Below are 20,459 nucleotides of genomic sequence, written 5' to 3'. Positions count from 1 at the left end.
CTCGACCGTGAAATTACCCCTATCGTTGGCCGCAGCAGTTTGCGCAAGCCTGGTCTGCACGTCGGCCAACGCCATCACAGATACCGTCACCATCAACGTCAGTGGCACGCTGACGCGCCCGCCCTGCACCCTGACCAGCAGCCGGACGCTGACAGCCAACTTCGGCAGCCTGCGCTATGACCAGGTTGCCAGTGCGGCCATGATCGACATCCCGGTCACCATGACCTGCCCGGCCAACTCGTCAATGAGCATCAGCATCCAGGCCTCAAGCGTCTACCAGGGCTCCACCACCCAGGCCTATGCAGGCAAGACCAACCTGGCCTATTCGCTGCTGTGGAACAGTGACAATTCGGTCGCCAACGTGACCGGCGTGAAACGCACCCTGAGCAATCAAAGCGGCACTGTCGATCTGAGCCTCAAGGCCAGGCTGATTGCATTGGGCGCCTTGACCGAAGGTGCTTTCAGCGCCTCATCCGTTATCAGCATCGAGTACCTGTGAGGTGGAAATGTTCGTCAGAGTGAGGGCTGCACTGTTGTCGGCCGCTGCGCTGTTCTTCAGCACCACTGGCTGTGCTCAGGATGGCGCACAGATCGATGTGAGCGGTACGCTTATAAAACCGCCCTGCACGGCCAGTTTCCCGCTCTCGCAAAGCATTGATATCCCCAAGGTGAACCTTAATTCACTTAGGTCGGACACCACCGGTTGGACCGATGTGGCCCTGAATTTTCAATGTATCAAGGGCAGTCAGGTACACCTGCGTTTTAACGCAGGAAATGGTTCGTTTGACAGCAGCACTCTGCGTACCACCCTCGACAGACTCGGGTTGAAAACTCGGCTGAGTGATATGAGCAGTACCGTCAAAGTGCTGGACTTGAAGCTGGGCGAGCTATTGGTTTTTCCCGTTGAAGATACGCAGCTAAAACTCAATCTTTCAGTCAGGCCGGTAAAAACCGGGGAAGAACTGCCTGATGTAGGCACTTACAGCTCAACGCTGCTGATGGAAATCATCTACTTGTAAATGCTCCCTGTCAGGCAAACAGATTGGCCTTCACGCACAGGATCAGCAGCGCCTGATCATTGTCGACATTAAGCTTGCGCATCGCCGAAATCTTCAGGGTGCTGATGGTTTTAATGCTGCGGCTCAGGCTCTGCGCGACATCACTCACACTCACACCCGTCGAGAACAGACGCAGTACCTCGAACTCCTTGACTGTCAACTGGCTGAGCCTTTGCGAAAGGCCATCAGCGTCGTCACTCAAGCTCCCATCCAGAATGTCCTGCTGGTAGTGCCCTTCGCGGTAGAACGCATCCAGCGCCACCAATATCTGCTCAAGCCCAGCGCTCTTTGAAATGACCCCGCTGATACCCAGCTCATACAACCAGGTCATTACTTGCGCATTGGTTATTACCGTCAGGATCAGCACCCGAGGCTCGGGAAAATGCCGGCGCAGGTATTCCACCAGGCGAGTGCCGTCACCATATTGATCGTCACCCGGCATGTTGTAGTCGGTAATGATGACGTCAGGCTTGAGTAGCGAAATCTTGTCGATCAACTCGGACGAACTCATTGCTTCGCCCACGACCTTGAAACGCGGGTCACGCTCAATGATTTCGCGCACGCCCATCAATACAATCGGATGATCGTCGGCCAATAAGACTTTCATTTGCGGCATGGCATGCATGACTCCTGCACTGGAAGAGCACTACAGCTACTCGAAGGGGTCCGCTTTGATGCAATAGGTCAGCAAGGCGAGGTCGTTAAGCACTTCCAGCTTCTGCATCGCAGCGACCTTGTGGGTGCTCACGGTTTTAACGCTGCGGTTCAATTGACGGGCAATGTCGCCCACGCTATTGCCGGCCACAAACAACCTCAGTACTTCGACTTCACGAGGTGAAAGCGTGGAGAAACGCTCATCGATAACTTTGGGGTTTGTCACCACCGAGATGGCTGGAGCAACCGGTGCTGCATAATCTCGATCATTGGCCAGCGCATTCAGGGCCTTGCCTATTTCGTCGCGGATATGGCTTTTAGCAATCACGCCCGCCACACCCAGCTCCAGCAAGCGCGAGATAATCAGATGATTGCTCATCACTGTCAGCACCAGAATCTTGACCCCGGGAAAATGCTCAATGATGTACTCGATCAGTTGCAGCCCATCGCCATAGGTCTCATCACCGGGCATGTTGAAGTCGGTAATCAGCAGTGCAGGTTGATGCAACTGCACCTGCTCGACCAACTGCGACGAACTCAGCGCCTCGCCTGCCAGGGTGAAATACTCATCACGTTGAATCACCTCCCGAAGGCCCAGTAATACCACCGGATGATCGTCGGCAATCACTACCTTTAATTCGCGCATTGCCTGGCTCCACATTGATGACAGGGCAAGTCCGGCGCCCACGGGTTTACTGGTCAAACGCAGAACAAAACCCGGGGCGCCGGACTCCGCTAGCCCGGTGATGGCTTAGAGCCATCTTCCAGCAAAAGAGTTTCAAAGTCGGCGCATGATATAGCGCCGCAAATAAGGAAACCTTGCACCTGATCACACTTAATGCTGCGTAAAAATTCGAGTTCGGCCTGAGTCTCGACCCCTTCAGCGACAACTGTCAGGCCCAGCTTGCGGCTCAGTTCCACAAGGCTGCGCAGTGCTGACGCCAGATTTTCATTTTCGACACAGCCATGTACCAGCGAACGGTCAATCTTGAGTTCACTAAAAGGGGTGGAAACCAGGTTGAAGTAAGAACTGAAGCCCTTGCCGAAGTCATCCTGGGCCAGACCAAAGCCCATCATGCGCAAGCGACAAGCCCCTGCGTAGTAGTTACTGAGCTTCTCTGTAGTGGAGCTTTCCATCAGTTCAAAAATAATGCTACGTGGCTCCCCGCCATCAGCGACCACATAATCGCGCAAGCAGTCGGCGAGCGCATGGTTATCCAGCAAATGCGTGGGCAAGTTGATTGAAACCGGGATGTCCCAGCCCTGCTCACGCCATTGCCTTTGGGCTTGCAGGGTTTGTTCAAGCATCAGCCACAACAGTCGCTCTTCCAGGCCCTGACTGATCAGAATGGCCAGAAAGTCCTTGGGCAGTAACAAGCCGAGCTCGGGATGTACCCAGCGCACCAAAGCTTCTGCGCTGAGTATATTGCCGTTACTCAGCGATTTCTTGGGCTGGAACCAGGCTTGGATCTGCCCGGTGCCAATGGCCAATTCGATACTTTGCGGGTCCACCTCAATGACCAGCGCGGGGTCCGTATCACCGTTAAGGCGAAAAAGCTCCATCCGCTCTTTCAAACGCATGACAGCATTGAATTCAACCGGCTTTGAAATCAGGCCAATCACCGAAATACCCAGGTTTTTTGCTGCTAACCCTGCACTTATCAGCATGCGCCGTGACGAAGCACTCATCAGGGCCAGGGCTGGCTTTTTTTTCAAGGCGGCCACTTTCTGGATCAGTTGCACACCGTCCATCACAGGCATCAGCAAGTCACTGAGCAACAGGTCATAGTCATTACGCGCCAGACACTCCAACGCGCCATCTCCATCCCAAACAGTGTCAACTGTAAAGCCACCCACTTCATTGAAAACATTCAGCAAATACTCATGCTGAAAAGGGTGGTCCTCAACGACCAGTACACGATAGGGCTTCAATGGACCCTCCTTTAGAAGTGCTGAAGACAGTTGTATAGGGTGTGCAACGTAAAAGGCTTGATCAGACAATGATTCATCCCGGCGCTCATGCAGCGCTCGCTTTCCTCACGCATGGCATTGGCCGAGGCGCCAATAATCGGCTGCGTCATTTTCATGGCCCGCAATCGGGCCGTCAGCTCGTAACCGTTCATTCTCGGCATGTTGACGTCGGTCAGTACCAGATCGAACTTGCCTTCCTGCCAAAGCTCCAGGGCTTGCAGGCCATCGCTGGCCAATGTCACGGTGCAACCCAGTACTTCGAGTTGATCACGCAAAATAAGCTGATTGATCACATTGTCTTCGGCTACCAGGATGCGTAGCCCGAGTTTGAGCTCGGCCTTGCCCGTTCCGGCCTCAAGATGAATGCCTGTATGAATCCCCTGGGCCTTGCTCAGGGCCCGGTATACGGCCTGCAAACTGTTGAGGTCAGCTCTCCAGCAAGGGTTTTCGATCTGCAGCGCCACTGATGTATCGCTGGTTGCCAGCACCAAAGCTCCGGTCCAGCGGGGCTCCAGCAGTTGCGCCGCAGTGCTGGGGTGCAGTTCCAGCAAGACGGCATCATCAATTGCATCGCCCGGCTTGGGTGCCCCCAAGTGAGCGCGGGCGCCCCAGCGCCGTATCCAGCCGCAATAACATTCAGCCAGCTCGCGCAGCGGTGAAACCACATAAACGATGCTGGGGGACAGCACGCCAAAAGGGCTCGAGCGCGCAGGATCGTTGACCTGCACCAGGGGCAAATGCAGGGTAAAACTGCTGCCCAGCCCAGGTTCGCTGACCAACCGCATGTTGCCATTCATCAAATGCATAAGCCGCTTGCAGATGGACAGGCCCAGCCCTGTGCCGGCGACCACGTTTTTCGCCGACTCCACTTGATAAAAGGGCTCGAACAAACGCGCCTGTTCTTCAAGGGGGATACCTTTTCCGGTATCGGAAACCTGCCAGTGCAACATGACGCGCTCATCATCGCGGCTGTCCATTTTCAGGCGCAGCACGATTTTTCCGTAGTCGGTGAATTTCACGGCGTTGTTGAGCAGGTTGTTCAGTATCTGGCGAATACGGCTGACATCGCCACTGAGCCACTCGGGCACGGTCGAATCAATCAGCGCAAACAACTGCAAGCCCTTGGCTTGGGCTGCGCCGCCATACCCCTGAATCACCTCTTCAATCAGCTCCAGGGGGCTGAAGGTGTTGAGTTCCAACTGCAACTGGCCGGCCTCAATGCGCGACACATCAAGCACATCGCAGATCAGCTGCAATAAGTTGCCGGAAGAACGCTCGATGGCTTTCAAGTAGTTGTTTTGTTGTTCGTTGAGCTCAGTACGCGTCAACAGTTCGAGCGTGCCTAATACGCCATACAAAGGCGTTCTGATTTCATGGCTCATGGTCGCCAGAAACAGGGTTTTGGCTTCATTGGCCCGATCTGCCAACTGCCTGGCACGCTCCAGTGTCACTTCGATCTGTTTGCGAGCGCTGATATCGCTGAATGCGCAAATCAGTACGTCCTGACTTTTGTAACGGGTCGGCGCAAAGGCGAGGTACAGGAGGCGGCCATCTTCCATTTCGATTTCATCGCTGTTGCGAAATTCATGCTCGTCAAAAGCGCGATAAATCCAGCCATGACACAACTTGCTGCGCTCACTGCCACCGCCCAGCCACTGTTTCGACAGTGAGTTTTCCAGTACCACGGTGCCGTCTGTACGGCGGATCACGCACAAGGCCACAGGGGCAACTTGCAATACGGCGCGGCTGAACGCCTCACTTTCAATTAGCGCCTGAATGCGGTTCTCACCCGGTGTAATCAGGCGTCGGTCAATGCGCACTATCAGCCAGCGCAGCCCTATGCAGACGGCGATGCACAACAGCAGGCACCCCGACAAAGGCCAGCCCAATACCGGCAGCAAAGAGCGAATATCGACGGCATAGACAATTTGCCAGCCTGAATAACCGAGTTTTTTCCTGATGGCCAGGCTGTCGGGAATCCAGCCGGCACCAATAAACCCGAACGAATTTTTGGGCTTGAGCGAGTGCCATGAATCCACCAGGGTGGATTGCGCGGCATTGGTGAAAATGATCTGCCCCTGGCCGTCAAGCAACATAAAGTCGCCAGCACTTTCACTGCGCAATGCCTCGACCAGATCCGGCACTTCCACCTCAATGCCCAACCAACCGGAAGACACATTGCGGCTATCCAGACGCGAGAACAGATAGAAGGGGGTATCCAGGACCTTGTTGTCAGTCAGCCACAGGTCATCGCTGAAGGAGTAGGCCTTGGCGCCCTCATCTGCCAAGCGTTGCAAGACCATCTGTGGCAATGGCTCCAGATTGCTTGAAGCGTCAAACAAACGCACCACCTTGGGTTTGTCGGCTTGGGGCACGTACAGCAGATTGACCTTGCTCTCATGCAGATAATCCGTCATTCGCCGGGTCAGCCAGAGGTTCCAGTGACTGGCTCCACTGCCCAGGCTGATGTTGATCTCTTCTTCTGGATCAGCACTGAAAAAGGCGCCAGCGGCATCTTTATCGGGCACGGTTGCCAGCACCAGACTCTTGAGCAAGGTCTGGCGGCTGACGAAAAAATCCTGGGCATGGAAAACCGCTTCGTTCATATAGCTGCGACGAAGGGAAACCTCTTCATTAAAAACGGCACGCAAGTAAACAAACGAGCCCGCAAAAACCGCAAATATCAGGCCGACGGCAAATAAGTGGAGCAGTTTTCGTGCGGCTTTGGGAGTCGATTTCATCCCGCAAGCCTGAGGCCTGGGAATACAGAAAATAATCAGACAATTCCTGAAACCTGGAGCGCTGTAGCCGCTGAGGAGCGAAGCGAGGTTGCGATAGAGATACTTCAACAGTGGGAGCGAGCAGGCTCGCTCCCACAGGGGCCTTGACCGGGAACAGTCGTCACTGGCTCAGGGGCGAACAGCACTCAAGTCCATCCGCCCGTCTTTCAACGGCGGGCACCAGTAATAGCCGCCGCTCAAAGGCCGGCTAAAACTGTAGAGCCCGTCAACAATCCCGTCTTCCATGCCGCTCATGCGGCGCAGCTGAACTTCGAATGCATTCAGGGTGCGGCTGAAAGACACGAACATCAGCCCGGCCTTGCCGTTTTCAGTCCAGGGCATGGAGCGGCGCACGGTGAAGGCTTCAGGCGAGAAGCTCTCCTGGGCGGTGCGTTTGACGTGAGCCGAGAGCGGCGCGTCTTCGAGTTCTTCGTTGTCGCTCTTACGGCGGCCAATGAGGTTGTCCTGCTCGGTTTGCGGGCGTGCGGCAAAACCGTTCAAGTCATGCTGCCACTGCTGAACGGCCACAAAACATCCGCCGTCCAGCCCTGCCCCGGCGTTGGCGACGATGGCCGCCTCGACTGCCGCGTCATCTACCGGGTTTTCTGTGCCGTCTTCGTAGCCGGTCAGGTCGCGGTCAGTGTTGTAGCGGAAACCTTCAGTCACTTGCAGCACGCTCAACGCAGGCGCCAGCGCCGCTTCGATGGCCTGGCTGCGATGCAGCAACTCGCCACGGTCATCACCCAGCAACCACAGCCACAGTGCGTGCTGGGTGGACGGGTTTTCAACCATCGCATTGAGGGCCGGGAACACCCGCAGCCCTGGAATTTTTACGCCCATTGCCAACACCAGCGGCGACCCAAAGCCCGCTACTACGCTTTTGCCGTCCACCCACTGCGACAAAACGTCGAGCGCAGCCGGCAGTGCTTCTACTGACTTGAGGGCGAAAAACATGTAGCGCGCCTGTGACGGCACGGGTTTGGCAAGAATGCCTGGCTGGTAGAGACTCATAGAAACTCCTTCGGGAAAGGAAAGAGTTTACCCCTCAGCAGCCCATTTTCGGACAGCTGGGGTTATTTTTGTTGCGAAGCCCGTTTTGTATTAATCCATCGGAAAAACCACTCGATTGATTTAATGTGCTCTCCCTGTGGTTGCACCGGCTTTTCATCCCTGAAAGGCCGGGTGCAGACAACACAATAATCATAAGAACAATGAGGTATGCCCCATGGCCGCTGAGATTACAGACAGCCGCTCTGCCCGCTTTGCCCTGCGCTGCTCGAACTGGGCCGAGCGCTGGTTCCCTGACTCCTGGGTGTTCGCTGCTGTTGCGGTGATCACCGTTGCACTGGCCACGATGTTTATGGGGGCCAAACCCACCGATGCCGCGAAGGCGTTCGGCGATGGTTTCTGGAGCCTGATCCCGTTCACCATGCAAATGGCCTTCGTGGTAATTGGCGGCTACGTGGTCGCCAGTTCACCGCCTGCCGTCAAGCTGATCGACAAGCTGGCCAAGGTCCCGAAAAACGGTCGTCAGGCCGTGTGCTGGGTGGCATTGATTTCAATGGTCGCATCCCTGCTCAACTGGGGGCTGTCGCTGGTATTTGGCGGGTTGCTGGTGCGGGCGCTGGCCCGTCGCACCAACCTGCGCATGGACTACCGCGCCGCCGGTGCCGCGGCCTATTTGGGGCTCGGGGCTGTATGGGCCCTGGGGCTATCATCCTCGGCGGCCCAGCTGCAGGCCAACCCCGCCAGTTTGCCGCCGTCGATCCTGTCGATTACCGGTGTGATTCCGTTCACAGAAACCATTTTTCTGTGGCAGTCCGGCGTGCTGCTCGCGGCCCTGGTGGTGGTCTCGCTGATCGTGGCCTACGCGACTGCGCCCGGCCCTGATTCAGCCCGTGACGCTGCGGCATGCGGCATTGACCCCAGTTTCAGCACACCCAAACTGCCCCCGCGTACACGGCCCGGCGAGTGGCTGGAATACAGCCCGGTGTTGACCATCTTGCTGGTGCTCCTGGCGGCCGGCTGGTTGTTTCACGAGTTCTCGACCAAACCGGCGATCAGCGCCATCTCGGGGCTTAACACCTACAACTTTCTGTTCTTGATGCTCGGCGCGCTGCTGCACTGGCGCCCGCGCAGCTTTCTGAATGCCGTGGCCAGCGCCGTGCCGACCACCACCGGGGTGATGATCCAGTTCCCGCTGTACGGCTCGATTGCGGCGCTACTGACCGTCGTCCAAGGCACTGACGGGCAAACCCTGGCGCACCACATCTCGACATTTTTCGTGCAGATCGCCTCCCACGACACCTATGCGGTGTTGATGGGTGTGTATTCGGCGATATTGGGGTTCTTTATCCCGTCTGGGGGCGGCAAGTGGATTATCGAAGCGCCCTACGTGATGCAGGTGGCCAATGACCTGGAATACCACCTGGGTTGGGCGGTGCAGATCTACAACGCCGCCGAGGCGTTGCCGAACCTGATCAACCCGTTTTACATGCTGCCGCTGCTGGGCGTACTGGGGTTGAAGGCGCGGGACTTGATCGGGTTTTCGTTCGTGCAGTTGTTGGTGCACACGCCCCTGGTGCTGTTTTTGCTGTGGGCGCTGGGTACTACGCTGACGTATATGCCACCGGTAATGCCGTAAGAAGCTTGCACTACCTCTGTGGGAGCTGGCAGGCCAGCTCCCACAGAGACGGTGTAACAGGTTAAACCGCGCCCACCGGCCGCAAGCGGTATTGCGGCGGCAGTTGGTCCAGCCCGCTGATCGTGGTGTTCAGGCTTTTCCAGCGCCCGTCCTTGATCCCGTAAATGCAGCCGTGGACCGACAGGCTCTGCCCGCGATGCCAGGCATTTTGCACAATGTTGGTGTGACCAACGTTCGCCACTTGCTGGATCACGTTCAGCTCGCACAAACGGTCGACGCGCTCTTCCTCGGTCGGCAACAGCGCCAGCACTTCGCGATTCTCGTAGTACAGGTCGCGAATGGAACGCAGCCAGCCATCGATCAGGCCCAGTTGCTGGTCCTTCATGGAGGCACGCACGCCACCACAGCCGTAGTGGCCGGTGACCAGAATGTGTTTGACCTTCAACACATCGACTGCGTACTGAATCACCGACAAGCAGTTCAAGTCAGTGTGCAGCACGACATTGGCCACGTTACGGTGCACAAAAAGATCGCCGGGCAACATGCCGACAATTTCATTGGCCGGTACACGGGCATCCGAACAACCAATCCATAGGTATTCCGGCGTTTGCTGGCGAGCCAGCTTGGCGAAAAAGTCGGGATCTTCCTGCTTGATCGCATCGGCCCAGCGCTCGTTGTTATCAATCAGATCTTGTAGTTCGTTCATGCTGTGAAGCCTCAAGAGTTGATGCGCTGTTCTGACAGCCGACCAGCGGTCGGGGTCACTTGGATTAATGCCATTCCGGCGGTCAGCCGGGTGGAATCTTCAGCAGTGGCTACAGTCATCGTATTAAGGACCTACAGAATGAGGAATTACCATGACTGATTCACGTCGTCCCTATGGAGTCGATGAGCCACTGGACATCGACGATATTGAAGACCGCATGGGTTCGGTTGAGCCACTGAATTTCGATGATGATGAAACCCACGAAAGCATCAGTGATTTGTTCACCGACGAAGAGCGGGCACAGCACATGGCGGGCCAGCCTGCGCGCCGGGTTGGCCTGACAGGTGCGGCCATGCCTTATGAAGAGATTGACGCCGGCTTTAACGATGATGATCTGGAGCAGGAGATGCTGATCCGCGAGGACGGCGCCCACGATGCCAAAGAGGCTGCCGAGGGTGGCGATGAAGCCGCTGACTGGGATTTGAGCCTGGTCACCGAGGACGAAATTGGCGCAGGCAAAGGGCTGGACGAGGCAGAACTGGCAGAGATTGATCCGGTGGGGCGTAAGCGTTAAGTCAGTACCCCTGATTCCTGTGGGAGCGGGCTTGCTCGCGATACAGGTGACGCGGTCTGTATCGCAAACCGCGGTGATGCCATCGCGAGCAAGCCCGCTCCCACCAAAAAGACTGGGAGTCAGTCGACCAGGGTGCAGGCCATCACGACCGCATCTTCACGACCACCCACGGCCGGGTAGTAATCACGGCGACGGCCGATTTCGTTGAAGCCATAACGCTCATACAGCTTGAACGCGGCCGTGTTGCTGTCCCGCAGTTCGAGGAAGCACTCACGTGCCTCATGTTTGTAGGCAATCGACATCAGGTGCTCAAGCAGCTTGAGCCCCAAACCACGGCCCTGGCTTTCGGGCTTGACGGTGATGTTCAGCAAATGCGCCTCATCGAGGATGATTTGCACCACACCATGGCCGACTTGCTGCTCACCTTCGAACATCATCCAGATGTGATATTTACCCAGGCCGTCGAGAAAAATACCGCGCGTCCAGGGATGGCTGAAAGCGGCGTATTCAATTTTCAATACGGCATCAAGGTCCGCCTCGGTCATCGGGCGAAAGGTTACGGCATCACTCATCGTTTTGTTTCCAGCGCGCCATTAGCCGGCGCATGGCTTGCCACACATCCGCTTTGCGTTGTGGCTCATCCATTAAGAGTTCCAGGCCCGGCAACGCCCATGCGCTGCCCAGCCCTTCGATTTCGAGTTCACTGTTGAAGGCTTCGGCATTGGCCTCACTGGCAAAGCGCACGGCCGGCAGCCCCACCAGCCACAAGCAGGCGCATTCAGCCTCTTCCAGGCGGGCCATGACAAAACCCTGCACAAATTCACGTGCAGCTTCAGGCCCCTGGTCGACACGCCCACGCCTGAGCAGCGGCCAGCGCACCGGCTCACCAATGATTTGCGGGCTGTCGGGCAGACCGGCAGCGCGCAACATGTCCTTTAACAATAAATAGGCCGGGTCACGACTCTGAAATGCGCTGCCTGTGGGTAACTCCACCAGTACCAGGCAACGCCCGGCACGCAGCAGTTGCAAGGCAAAGCGTGGTGGTGGCAACGGCACGACCCTGGCCTTCTCGGGTGCCGCTTCGACATCCGCGACGGCCTTGCTGGCAGGGCGCGGGGTGACCGACGGTCGGGGAACTTCGATTTTTGGGCGCGCAACCGGTGGGCTCGGAGCAACCGCGACTTTGGCCACAGGCCTTGTAATGACGGGCTCTGCGGGCGGTTCTGGAAGCACCAGCAGCTCTGGCCGCGAAGGGGCGGCAAATGGCAATTCAGTGCGCGGTAACCAGCTGACCACCTGCATGGCAGTCAAAAAAGCGCGGCGGCGGGACTCGTTCAACAAGGGTCGGCCATCTGTGGATAACTAAAGAGGGGGGATTCTACCGCCCTTCTGCCCTTCCCGCCCGCAGTTGATCTGCCAAGTGATGACTCGACCTCACGTTGCAGTACAATCGCGGCCTTTCATTGCCAATTGACCGGCCCTCCCATGATCGAACCCAAGCGCGTATTACGTGCCCTCGCCGAGCACTGGGCACTTCTTGAGCCTTTGTGTGAACACTTCGACCAAGGCACCCTTAGCCTGAACGAGCTGCGCCTGCAAGTCGCTGCCCAGCAGCTGGACAGCACCCCGCAGGACATCACCAACGTGCTCGACACCTGGATCCGCCTGGACATTCTGGTGCCGGTCGCCAAAAGCCCGAACCGCTTCGAGCTCAACGCGCAAATCCACGACTTTCTGGCCTACCTGAGGCACGAGCACCGCCTTGGCCTGTGCCTGGAGATCGAAGCTTACCTGCGCCATCTGGAGCGCCTGGCCGGCTATATCCAGGATGCGTTCGACATCCGTGACGGCCATGATCTGGCGCGCCAGCTGCGTTTGCTCGATATGCGTGTACGCGATGTACTGAAAAAGCTCGCCAACGATGAGCAAGCGCTGGTCGCCGTGGCCGAGCGGGCCAAGACCAGCGATCGGCAGATCCCCCTGCGCCAGCGTTATGCCGAAGTGCTGGCGACGTGGGACGAATACGTCGAACCCATGATTCAGCTGGTTAACGCCGATGGCGCTTTCGAACAAGGCGTACGCAAGGTTGAGAACGTGCTGTTGCGCATGCTCAGCGAGCAGCAACGGCTCGGCCATCTGGTGGACGACGACATGCTGTTGCGCACCCATGCGCGCATCCTCGAAATGCAAACCTGCGCCCAGCTGACCCTGCGCCATGCCCGCGAACTGCTGCTGCCGCTGCGTGAAGAAGCCCGCCGGCACAACGCCGTGACCCGCGGCGCGGCGCTGGCGCTGGCAGCCATCCGGCGCAAGGGCCTGGACGCGGTACCCCAAGCCGCAATGCCGCTGTTCACTCGCCCGCAAAGTACCTTTTTGGGCAGCGCCAGCCAGGTCGAGGCCTATGTGTACGCGCTGGCCCGCTTCGAACCCAAGCCGGCACGCTTTCCCAAGGCGCACAAGGTCCACCGGGGTGAAACACCCAAAGCCCCGCGTACGGTCAAGGAAATGCTCGATCGCTGCAGCGACGCGCTGCCGATGCCGGACTTGATGACCTGGCTGCTGGCACAAGAGCCCGGCGGAGACACCGACGAGTTGTTGTACTGGTTCTCGCGCCTGTCCCGCGAAAAACGCTTCGTGCGCGAACGCCTTGAGCGCCGCGATTACCACACCCACGAACACCTGGTCAGCCTGCGCTCCTTCGCTCTGCTTGCTCACAGCGAAGATGCGACCCAGACTTCTGCGAGCCCTCTGCATGCATCTTGATCTTTCCGAACTGTCCCAACTGGCACCGATCTTTCGCGAGCTGTTCAAGGGTTATCACGTCAGCCGCCGCGACCCGGAGCTGTACGCGCAACTGTCAAACTTCCAGGACCAATACCGCACGCTGTTCAAGGCGCTGGGCTTTGAACTGGTGTGCGATACCCGCGGTTTTTATTATTTCGTGCCCGACACCGCCGCCGCTCAAGTGAACAAGACCGCACAACGTCTGGCGCTGTTCACCTTCATCATCGTCGAGCACCTGGCCGACCAGGGCCGCGACCCGATTGCCGTGCTGGATGGTGGCAGCCTGGGCCGCGACGAATTGCCGGCGCTGCTGGAAAAATACCGTGACCTCTTCGTACAGGCTGAAGTCACCACCCACGAAGAGCTGGAAGAAAAGATCATGCGCCGCATGACACAGCTCGGTTTTGCCAGTGAAGAACCCGGCATCTACCGTTTTCTGCCGCCTATGCACCGTTTTCTGGACGTGTGCCTGTCGGTGCAACAGGACCGTGACCTGGCGGCCAGCCTGCACAGCATTCTGCCGTTGCCGACACCGGTTCTGATCGATGACGACATCACCCCGCAAGACGACGAAGACGCTCTGGCCCGGGCCATTGCCGATGAGCAACAGGAGATGGATGCATGAGTCAGGAACGCTACGGCATTCGCCGCTTTGCCCTGTTGAACACAGCCGGTTACAGCCTGGGGCTGTTCCCGCTTGAACATCCCCTGTCGGTTTACGGGGCGAATAACCTCGGTAAGTCGGCGTCGATCAACGCGTTGCAGTTCCCGATTCTGGCGCGCATGTCAGACATGAGTTTCGGCAAGTACAGCCTTGAACAATCGCGGCGTTTCTATTTTGCTTCGGACACCAGCTACATCCTGGTCGAAGTCTCCCTGCCCCATGGCCCCCATGTGATCGGCGTGGTGGGACGCGGCCCGGGTGGCGGCTTCGGGCACCAGTTTTTTGCTTACGCGGGCAAGCTGGATCTGGCCCACTACCAAAAAGACGACACCTGTCTGCGCCAGAAAGAACTGTTCAACAATCTTGAGCGCAATGGCCTCAAAGCCTACGAGCTCAAGCCTGATGAACTGCGTCGCCTGCTGGTGGGTGGCCATACCTCGATCCCCCTGGACCTGACGCTGATCCCGCTGCGCTCCACCAGCGAACAAAGCCTAAAGACTTTCCGCGCCCTGTTTATCAACCTGCTGCACATGCGCGAAATCACTGCAGCCAAGCTCAAGCAGCTGTTCCTAGATGCGTTTGAGCACAGCCTGCGCTCGGGTAGCGTTGATTACATCGCGGCTTGTGAAGAGGCCTTCCGCGATGTACGACGCATGGAGCAGGACTACAACGCACTGGTCGGCGCCGGGCCTTTGGTTGAGTCGCTGGCTGCCGGCGTTCGTCAGCGCGACCTGTTGCGCGGCAAGCTGCATCGGCTCTCGCCGCTGCTCGACTCGCTGCTCGGCACCTGGCAGGACTACGCCGGGGCACGCAAGGAAGAGCTGCTGACGCAGTCCGAGTTCTACCGCAACGAGCAGGATGCACTGCAAAACGACCAGCGCAGCAGCACCCAGGAGCTGATGCGTCTGGAGCGGGAGATCAGCGGCATCCAGCGCTGGCTTGGCGAGTTGTCGGTGCTCAAGCATCGCTTCGCCCTGGTTGACGATGTAAGGGTGCTGGAACAACAACTGCTGAGCGCCAAGGACGCCCACGACGAGTTGGCGGGCGCCCTGGCGCAATCACGCCAGTTCAGTAGCGAGGATCTGGACGAGCGTCTGCGCGAGCTTGAAAAACGCCTCAAGTCCGTCAAACAGCAACTCGATCACGCCGACAACAACAGCTACGCACGCCTGCGCGAAGAGTTTTCGCAACAGGATGTGGAACGTCTGATGCGCCTGTTCAACAGCGCCCTGTTCAGTTTGCCATTGGGTGAGCACGGTATTGCGCTGGATGACAACGATGCCTGGGTCAAGTCGCTGGAATTGATCCTTGATGGTTTCAAGGGCGAGCGCTTTGAAGCGCCGGGCCTGTCCATTGATCTGAGCCATATCGAGCCCCCTGCCCTGCAGGCGCTGGCTGACCGGGCGGCATTGCGCGAGCAAAAAGAGCGTCTGGAAAAAGAACTCAAGCAACTGAAAACCCAGCAGGCAGTGACCTCCGATCGCACGGCGAGCAAAACCGCAGCCGAGTCGTTGTATCAGCAAGTGCTGGATGCGCAAAAAGCCCTGGAAGACTTCCGCCGCAGCCAGACGTTAAGCGCTGAAGAAGGTGAAAAGCTCGAGCAACTGGCCCAGGCCGAAGCAGCGCAGGACGAGTTGAAACGCTCCAGCGATGCATTCACCGAGCGTGTGCAGCAATTGTCCGCCAAGTTGCAGTTGGTCGGTCGCCAGATCGGCGACATGGAAGCCAAACAACGCACGCTGGATGACAGCTTGCGTCGACGTCAATTGCTGCCCGCCGGCTTGCCCTTTGGCACACCGTTCATGGACCCGGTCGACGACTCAATGGACAACCTGCTGCCATTGCTCAATGACTATCAGGACAGCTGGCAAGGCCTGTTGCGCTGCGATGGTCAGATCGAAGCCCTATACGCACAGGTACGCTTGAAAGGTGTGGCCAAGTTCGACAGCGAAGACGATATGGAGCGGCGTTTGCAACTGCTGATCAACGCTTACGCGCACCGCACCGAAGAAGCGCTGACCCTGGGCAAGGCGCGTCGGGCGGCAGTCACCGACATCGCCCGTACGCTGCGCAATATCCGCAGTGACTACGACAGCCTTGAGCATCAACTGGCACTGTTCAACCGCGAGATCAACAAGCGTCAGGTGTCCAACCTCAAGAGCTTCCGCATCGTGCTGGCCCCCAACAAGGAGGCGCTCAAGCATATCGATCAGATTATCCACAGCGCCGGCCAGTATGAAGAAGGCGAAACCCTGTCGGTGTTCGACCTTAGCCAGAGCGCCGAGCAAGACAATAAAAACGAAGAGGCCAAGGAGTATCTGGCACGGCTGGTGGCCGCCAACCACAACCAGTTGGGGCTCAAGGATCTGTTCGAGCTGGCGTTCGAGATCACCAAGGTCAACGGCCAGCCGGTGATTCATACCGATATCGACGGTGCGGCGTCCAACGGTACGACCATGACGATCAAGGCGCTGACCAACATGTATTTGTTGCTGCACTTGATGGACCGCGATCAGGCCGGGCGTATCCGCCTGCCGTACTACCTGGACGAAGCGGCGGACATCGACGAAAAAAACCAGACCGCTCTGCTGGAGACCAGCTTGCAGTTGGGCTTTGTGCCGATCCTGGCCAGTGTGAAACCGCAGGTCTGCGCCCACGTGGCCATCGACCTTGAAGGTGGCAGCGGACCGAACGGAATTTACATCGATGAAGACGACTGGAAGTACATCCGTCGCCATGACGAGGTGAAACCTGATGCGGTGACGGCTGTGCAACAGCCCGAACTGGATGAAGTCTGAGGCTGGATCTTGAGCATAAAAAAACCGCGATCAATGATCGCGGTTTTTTTTGGAGCTTATTTACCTAACGGGATCTTCGGCGCCCAGAGCAGCCATTCGTCTTCAAACTTGTCAAAGAGCGGGAAAGTTTGCTCGGGGCGGGCCTGATTACCCATCTTGTCATCATCCGGTGTGGCGAAGGCGATACCGCCCTGAACCAGGGTTTCGAGGGATTCGGTACGAATCGTCGCACCTTTAAACAACCCGAAGTCGACGCCAAAACCGCTGGTATTCCAGAAGCGGCTGCCGGTGCGCACCAATGGCGCGTAACGCGGTTCGATCAGAATGTGCACCAATACGCGGTCAGCGGTACTACCCAGCTCATACCCCGTTACCTTGCCCACAGTGACTTCACGGTAGGTGACCGGCACACCCTCTTTGAGCGAGCCGCGACGGGCAGCGCTCAACACCAGGCTCAGCCCGGACTGAGGAGCAATTGAGTCCGGCGCCTGGTCCAGTGCAACAAAGCTGGTTTGCCGACCCAGTTGTTTGCTGGCAGGTTGCACTTCGAGGTACTGGCCGGTGACCAGGGTTTCGAGGTTGGCCGTTTTCATCAGCCCAAGCTCGGGCTTGACCACCCAGAATTGACTGCCGACCCGCGCAATCCGCTCAGGCACTTCGGTGATCCGCGCCTTGAGCAAGACCGATTGCAAATCTTCACTCAGGTCGACGCTTTCGATCTTGCCGACATCCAGCCCCTTGAAGCGAATCGGTGTCCCTTCACGCAGCCCATCGGCACGAGGCACCTTGATCGTAACGGCAACCCCCTGCTGCATCGCGGCATCACGATCAGTAAACAGGCGGAAACGCGGGATACGTTTTTGCAGCGGCGCCGTGGCTTCGGGTGTTTCAAATGCAATCCCGCCGGCCATCAGGCTTTGCAGGGACTCACTCTTGACCTGGATGCCGCCGGTCAAACCACCGGTCAGCGTGATGCCGCTGGCGTTCCAGAAGCGGGTCGAGCCATTGACCAGGTTTTCGTATTCCTTCTCGATATGCACACCGATGATCAACTGCTTCTTGGTGCGGGAAAACTGGTAACTCTGAACCGAACCGACTTTGACCTGCTTGTACAGAATCGGGCTGCCGACTTCCAGTGAGCCCAGGTTCTCGGTGAAAAGCACCATGTGCAGGCCCGGCGAACGCAGATCCAGCGGCGGAGCTTTGGGGCGGGCCACGAACTCACGTTCGGGGGTGCTGCCCTTGTCACCCGGGCGGATCGCAATGTAGTTACCTTTAACCAATGCCTCCAGCCCGGTAATACCAGCCAGCGAGATCGACGGTTTGACCACCCAGAATTGAGTACCTTGCACCAGGTAGTCTTCAGCCAACGGGTCGAGGGTCAGCTCAGCGCTGGCGCTGGTCAGGTCTGGATCGACCTTGAGACCCTTGAGGCTACCGACCTGGATGCCTTTGTACATGACTGGCGTGCGACCGGCCTGCAGGCCTTCAAAGTCACTGAGTTTAACTTTGACTTTGATCCCCGCCTGCGCGGCATCGAAGTCTTCATAAAGACGGAACGGCAGGTTCGAGTCAGTGGGCGGGCTGTCTTTGCGGTTTTCGGGGGTGGCGAATGCAATACCGCCGGCCACAATACTGGCCAGGGATTCGCTACGCAGCTTCACACCCGAAAGGTTGGCGTCGATGCTGATGCCGCTGGCATTCCAGAAACGCGTGTGTTTGCGCACCAGATTGGCGTAAGTCGGCTCAATAAAGACTTTGATCTCGACGGTGCTTTGGTCCTCGGAGAGCACATAGCTCTTGATCTGGCCAACCTGGATCTGTTTGTAGAACACCGGACTGCCACGGTTCAGCGAGCCAAGGCGGTCAGCCTTGAGGGTCAGGTGCAAGCCGGGAACGGCATCCGACAGGGGCGGCTCTTGCGACAGGGCCTTGAACTTGCGCACAGGCTCGCCATCGGCCGGGCTGACTGCGATGTAGTTACCGGAAACCAGGGTTTCAAGACCGGTAATACCGGCCAAAGACACACTTGGCTTGACCAGCCAGAAACGGGTATTGGTCTTGAGGTATTGCTCGACGTCTTTATCCATCTCGACCGTGGCAATCACTCCCTTGCTTGGGCCGGCCTCATCCAGGGCCAGAGTCTTGACCTTACCCACAGGCATGCCTTTGTAAACCACTTCGGTCTTGTTGGCGACGATGCCTTCGCCACTCTCGAAGCGCACCTGAATATCGATGCCGGTTTCACTGTAGGCACGCCATCCCAGCCAGCCACCAATGACCAGGGCAATGAGCGGGAGGATCCAGATCGCCGACCAATTGGAAGCCGGGCGGGTTTTAGCGGTAGGCAAGTCACTCATGGTCGTCGTCCGACTCCGTATTATCCCAAATAAGTCGGGGATCAAAAGTTACAGCTGCAAGCATCGTCAATACCACCACACTGGCAAAGGCCACCGCGCCTAGATTGGCCTCGATGCTGGCTATGCGTCCAAAATTCACCACAGCCACCAAAATGGCGATGACGAAAATATCCAACATTGACCAACGGCCAATGAACTCAATAAATCGGTACATGATGATTCGTTGCCGCGCAGACAGGGGCTGACGGCGCTGTACCGAAAACAACAGCAAGGCAATGCCTACCAGCTTGAAGGTGGGCACCAAAATACTCGCTACAAACACCACGGCTGCAATCGGCAACATCCCGTGCTGCACCAGTTCGATAACACCCGCCATGATGGTACTCGGAGAGCCTTGGCCCAAAGAGTTGATCGTCATGATCGGCAGCAGGTTGGCCGGGATATAGAGAATGGCTGAGGTTAGCAGCAATGCCCAGGTACGCATCAGGCTGTCGGGGCGCCGTGCATGTACAAGAGCTCCGCAACGAGTGCAGGTTTGCTCGTCGGTTTCGGGGTCTTGCCTGTTCAACTCGTGGCACTCGCCACAAATCAAGATGCCTGCATCAATCGCCCGCATGAACATCCTCCCCGGACAGTGCTTGCCAAATCTGGTGAGGCGACATCACAACCTCCAACCAGACCTGAGCCAGCAACAAGCTGACAAAACAGGTCAAACCCAGCCCAAGGCTCAGCTCAGCCAGGTCGGACAACTTCACAATCGCCACCAGCACCCCCATCAGGTACACCTCAAGCATGCCCCAATCGCGCAAGTGGTGATAAATGCGGTAGATCAGTAACCCGTAGCTGCGCCCAATATTCCAGCGAATAGTCAGTAGCACCACGAGCTGGCAGAGCAGCTTGAGCAGCGGGATTCCCATACTGCACAGGAACACAACAACGGCAATGCCCTGCATGCCCGTGTTGAACAAGCCGACCACACCAGTCCAGACCGTGTCTTGCGACGCCTGGCCCAGTAGATTGAGTTGCATGATGGGCAAAAAGTTCGCCGGTATGTAGAGCAACAACGCGGCGATTACAAGCGCAAGGCTGCGCTCAACCACCTTGTCGCGATGAGCATAGAGTTCGTAACCGCAGCGCGGGCATTGGGCTTTCTCACCGAGAGCGAGATGAGGCTTGCGCATCAGCAGATCGCACTCATGACAGGCCACTAACTCGTCCAGCGGTATTTCTGACACCCTGAGGGGGTCAACCGGATCTGGCATAAATGGAGTCTCTGGCTCAGAAAATGACTGCACCTATTCTAGTGCGCGGACTACAAAATAACTGTGCCTATTTGTAGGACTTTAGCTGCAAGCCAACAGCGTAGAGAGCTATGGCGATAAGGTCGAGGATGTTCAGTGTGCCGCTGGAAGCTTGGCGGTACTTTTCTCGGCACAAAAACAAACCCCCTGTCTGCGTTAGCAGAC

General features: G+C 57.5%; 18 protein-coding genes. 7 read left to right on the top strand and 11 right to left on the bottom strand.

Features of this window, described 5'->3' with window-relative positions; genetic code table 11:
- Positions 1 to 7: 7 nt before the first annotated feature.
- Together ACZRMS_RS25365 and ACZRMS_RS25360 are read left to right on the top strand one after the other, a co-directional pair.
- Positions 8 to 499, top strand: coding sequence for a fimbrial protein (locus tag ACZRMS_RS25365; RefSeq protein WP_463997554.1), 492 nt, complete (start codon positions 8 to 10; stop codon positions 497 to 499).
- Between the two features lie 7 nt (positions 500 to 506).
- A complete protein-coding gene (locus ACZRMS_RS25360; protein ID WP_463997560.1) occupies positions 507 to 1,019 on the top strand; it encodes a fimbrial protein in 513 nt (170 codons plus the stop codon).
- A gap of 10 nt (positions 1,020 to 1,029) precedes the next feature.
- On the opposite strand, the gene ACZRMS_RS25355 is transcribed toward ACZRMS_RS25360, so the two are convergent.
- The 5 genes from ACZRMS_RS25355 to ACZRMS_RS25335 all read right to left on the bottom strand — a co-directional run bounded on the left by ACZRMS_RS25355 (position 1,030) and on the right by ACZRMS_RS25335 (position 7,474).
- Positions 1,030 to 1,674 carry a response regulator gene (locus tag ACZRMS_RS25355; protein WP_463997553.1) on the bottom strand — a complete coding sequence of 215 codons (645 nt, stop codon included), beginning with the start codon at positions 1,672 to 1,674 and terminating at the stop codon, positions 1,030 to 1,032.
- Between the two features lie 36 nt (positions 1,675 to 1,710).
- Positions 1,711 to 2,358, bottom strand: coding sequence for a response regulator (locus ACZRMS_RS25350; protein ID WP_463997552.1), 648 nt, complete (start codon positions 2,356 to 2,358; stop codon positions 1,711 to 1,713).
- Positions 2,359 to 2,447: 89 nt separating this feature from the next.
- Positions 2,448 to 3,644: a response regulator cyclic di-GMP phosphodiesterase PvrR gene (gene pvrR / locus ACZRMS_RS25345; protein WP_463997551.1), complete on the bottom strand. Its 1,197-nt coding sequence runs from the start codon at positions 3,642 to 3,644 to the stop codon at positions 2,448 to 2,450.
- Positions 3,645 to 3,655: 11 nt separating this feature from the next.
- Positions 3,656 to 6,424: an ATP-binding protein gene (locus tag ACZRMS_RS25340; protein WP_463997550.1), complete on the bottom strand. Its 2,769-nt coding sequence runs from the start codon at positions 6,422 to 6,424 to the stop codon at positions 3,656 to 3,658.
- A 168-nt stretch (positions 6,425 to 6,592) separates the two neighbouring features.
- Entirely contained in the window at positions 6,593 to 7,474 is an 882-nt protein-coding gene (locus ACZRMS_RS25335) for a Dyp-type peroxidase (protein ID WP_463997549.1), read from the bottom strand.
- A 214-nt stretch (positions 7,475 to 7,688) separates the two neighbouring features.
- On the opposite strand from ACZRMS_RS25335, the gene ACZRMS_RS25330 reads away from it, so the two are divergent.
- Positions 7,689 to 9,107 (top strand): short-chain fatty acid transporter, encoded by a 1,419-nt coding sequence (locus ACZRMS_RS25330; protein ID WP_463997548.1) that lies wholly within the window; start codon positions 7,689 to 7,691, stop codon positions 9,105 to 9,107.
- A gap of 61 nt (positions 9,108 to 9,168) precedes the next feature.
- On the opposite strand, the gene can is transcribed toward ACZRMS_RS25330, so the two are convergent.
- Positions 9,169 to 9,813: a carbonate dehydratase gene (can, locus tag ACZRMS_RS25325; protein ID WP_463997547.1), complete on the bottom strand. Its 645-nt coding sequence runs from the start codon at positions 9,811 to 9,813 to the stop codon at positions 9,169 to 9,171.
- 151 nt (positions 9,814 to 9,964) lie between these two features.
- On the opposite strand from can, the gene ACZRMS_RS25320 reads away from it, so the two are divergent.
- Positions 9,965 to 10,387 (top strand): hypothetical protein, encoded by a 423-nt coding sequence (locus tag ACZRMS_RS25320; RefSeq protein ID WP_048360166.1) that lies wholly within the window; start codon positions 9,965 to 9,967, stop codon positions 10,385 to 10,387.
- Between the two features lie 119 nt (positions 10,388 to 10,506).
- Here the strand turns inward: ACZRMS_RS25320 and rimI are convergent, their stop codons facing one another.
- Positions 10,507 to 10,959: a ribosomal protein S18-alanine N-acetyltransferase gene (gene rimI / locus ACZRMS_RS25315; RefSeq protein WP_463997546.1), complete on the bottom strand. Its 453-nt coding sequence runs from the start codon at positions 10,957 to 10,959 to the stop codon at positions 10,507 to 10,509.
- A complete protein-coding gene (locus ACZRMS_RS25310) occupies positions 10,952 to 11,728 on the bottom strand; it encodes an energy transducer TonB (protein WP_463997545.1) in 777 nt (258 codons plus the stop codon). The genes rimI and ACZRMS_RS25310 overlap by 8 nt, the downstream gene beginning before the upstream one ends.
- A 144-nt stretch (positions 11,729 to 11,872) precedes the next feature.
- Here ACZRMS_RS25310 and mksB point away from each other — a divergent pair, with 144 nt between their 5' ends.
- Genes mksB through mksF form a run of 3 tightly spaced genes read left to right on the top strand, consistent with a single transcriptional unit; the run spans position 11,873 to position 16,633 of the window.
- Positions 11,873 to 13,150 (top strand): Mks condensin complex protein MksB, encoded by a 1,278-nt coding sequence (gene mksB / locus ACZRMS_RS25305; protein WP_463997544.1) that lies wholly within the window; start codon positions 11,873 to 11,875, stop codon positions 13,148 to 13,150.
- The gene (mksE, locus tag ACZRMS_RS25300; protein WP_463997543.1) at positions 13,140 to 13,796 is read left to right on the top strand and encodes an Mks condensin complex protein MksE; all 657 of its coding nucleotides are present in this window, start codon (positions 13,140 to 13,142) and stop codon (positions 13,794 to 13,796) included. Before mksB ends, mksE begins: the two co-directional genes overlap by 11 nt.
- Positions 13,793 to 16,633, top strand: coding sequence for an Mks condensin complex protein MksF (gene mksF / locus ACZRMS_RS25295; protein WP_463997542.1), 2,841 nt, complete (start codon positions 13,793 to 13,795; stop codon positions 16,631 to 16,633). The genes mksE and mksF overlap by 4 nt, the downstream gene beginning before the upstream one ends.
- A 56-nt stretch (positions 16,634 to 16,689) precedes the next feature.
- Here mksF and ACZRMS_RS25290 read toward each other — a convergent pair whose 3' ends face one another.
- Genes ACZRMS_RS25290 through ACZRMS_RS25280 form a run of 3 tightly spaced genes read right to left on the bottom strand, consistent with a single transcriptional unit; the run spans position 16,690 to position 20,255 of the window.
- Positions 16,690 to 18,993 carry a PqiB family protein gene (locus ACZRMS_RS25290; protein ID WP_463997541.1) on the bottom strand — a complete coding sequence of 768 codons (2,304 nt, stop codon included), beginning with the start codon at positions 18,991 to 18,993 and terminating at the stop codon, positions 16,690 to 16,692.
- Entirely contained in the window at positions 18,986 to 19,609 is a 624-nt protein-coding gene (locus tag ACZRMS_RS25285; protein ID WP_463997540.1) for a paraquat-inducible protein A, read from the bottom strand. The genes ACZRMS_RS25290 and ACZRMS_RS25285 overlap by 8 nt, the downstream gene beginning before the upstream one ends.
- Positions 19,596 to 20,255, bottom strand: a complete 660-nt coding sequence (locus tag ACZRMS_RS25280; RefSeq protein ID WP_463997539.1) for a paraquat-inducible protein A — start codon at positions 20,253 to 20,255, stop codon at positions 19,596 to 19,598. The genes ACZRMS_RS25285 and ACZRMS_RS25280 overlap by 14 nt, the downstream gene beginning before the upstream one ends.
- Between the last annotated feature and the right edge of the window lie 204 nt (positions 20,256 to 20,459).

Source organism: Pseudomonas sp. B424, from assembly GCF_055408345.1.
This window is presented reverse-complemented; position numbering and strand designations above follow the sequence as displayed.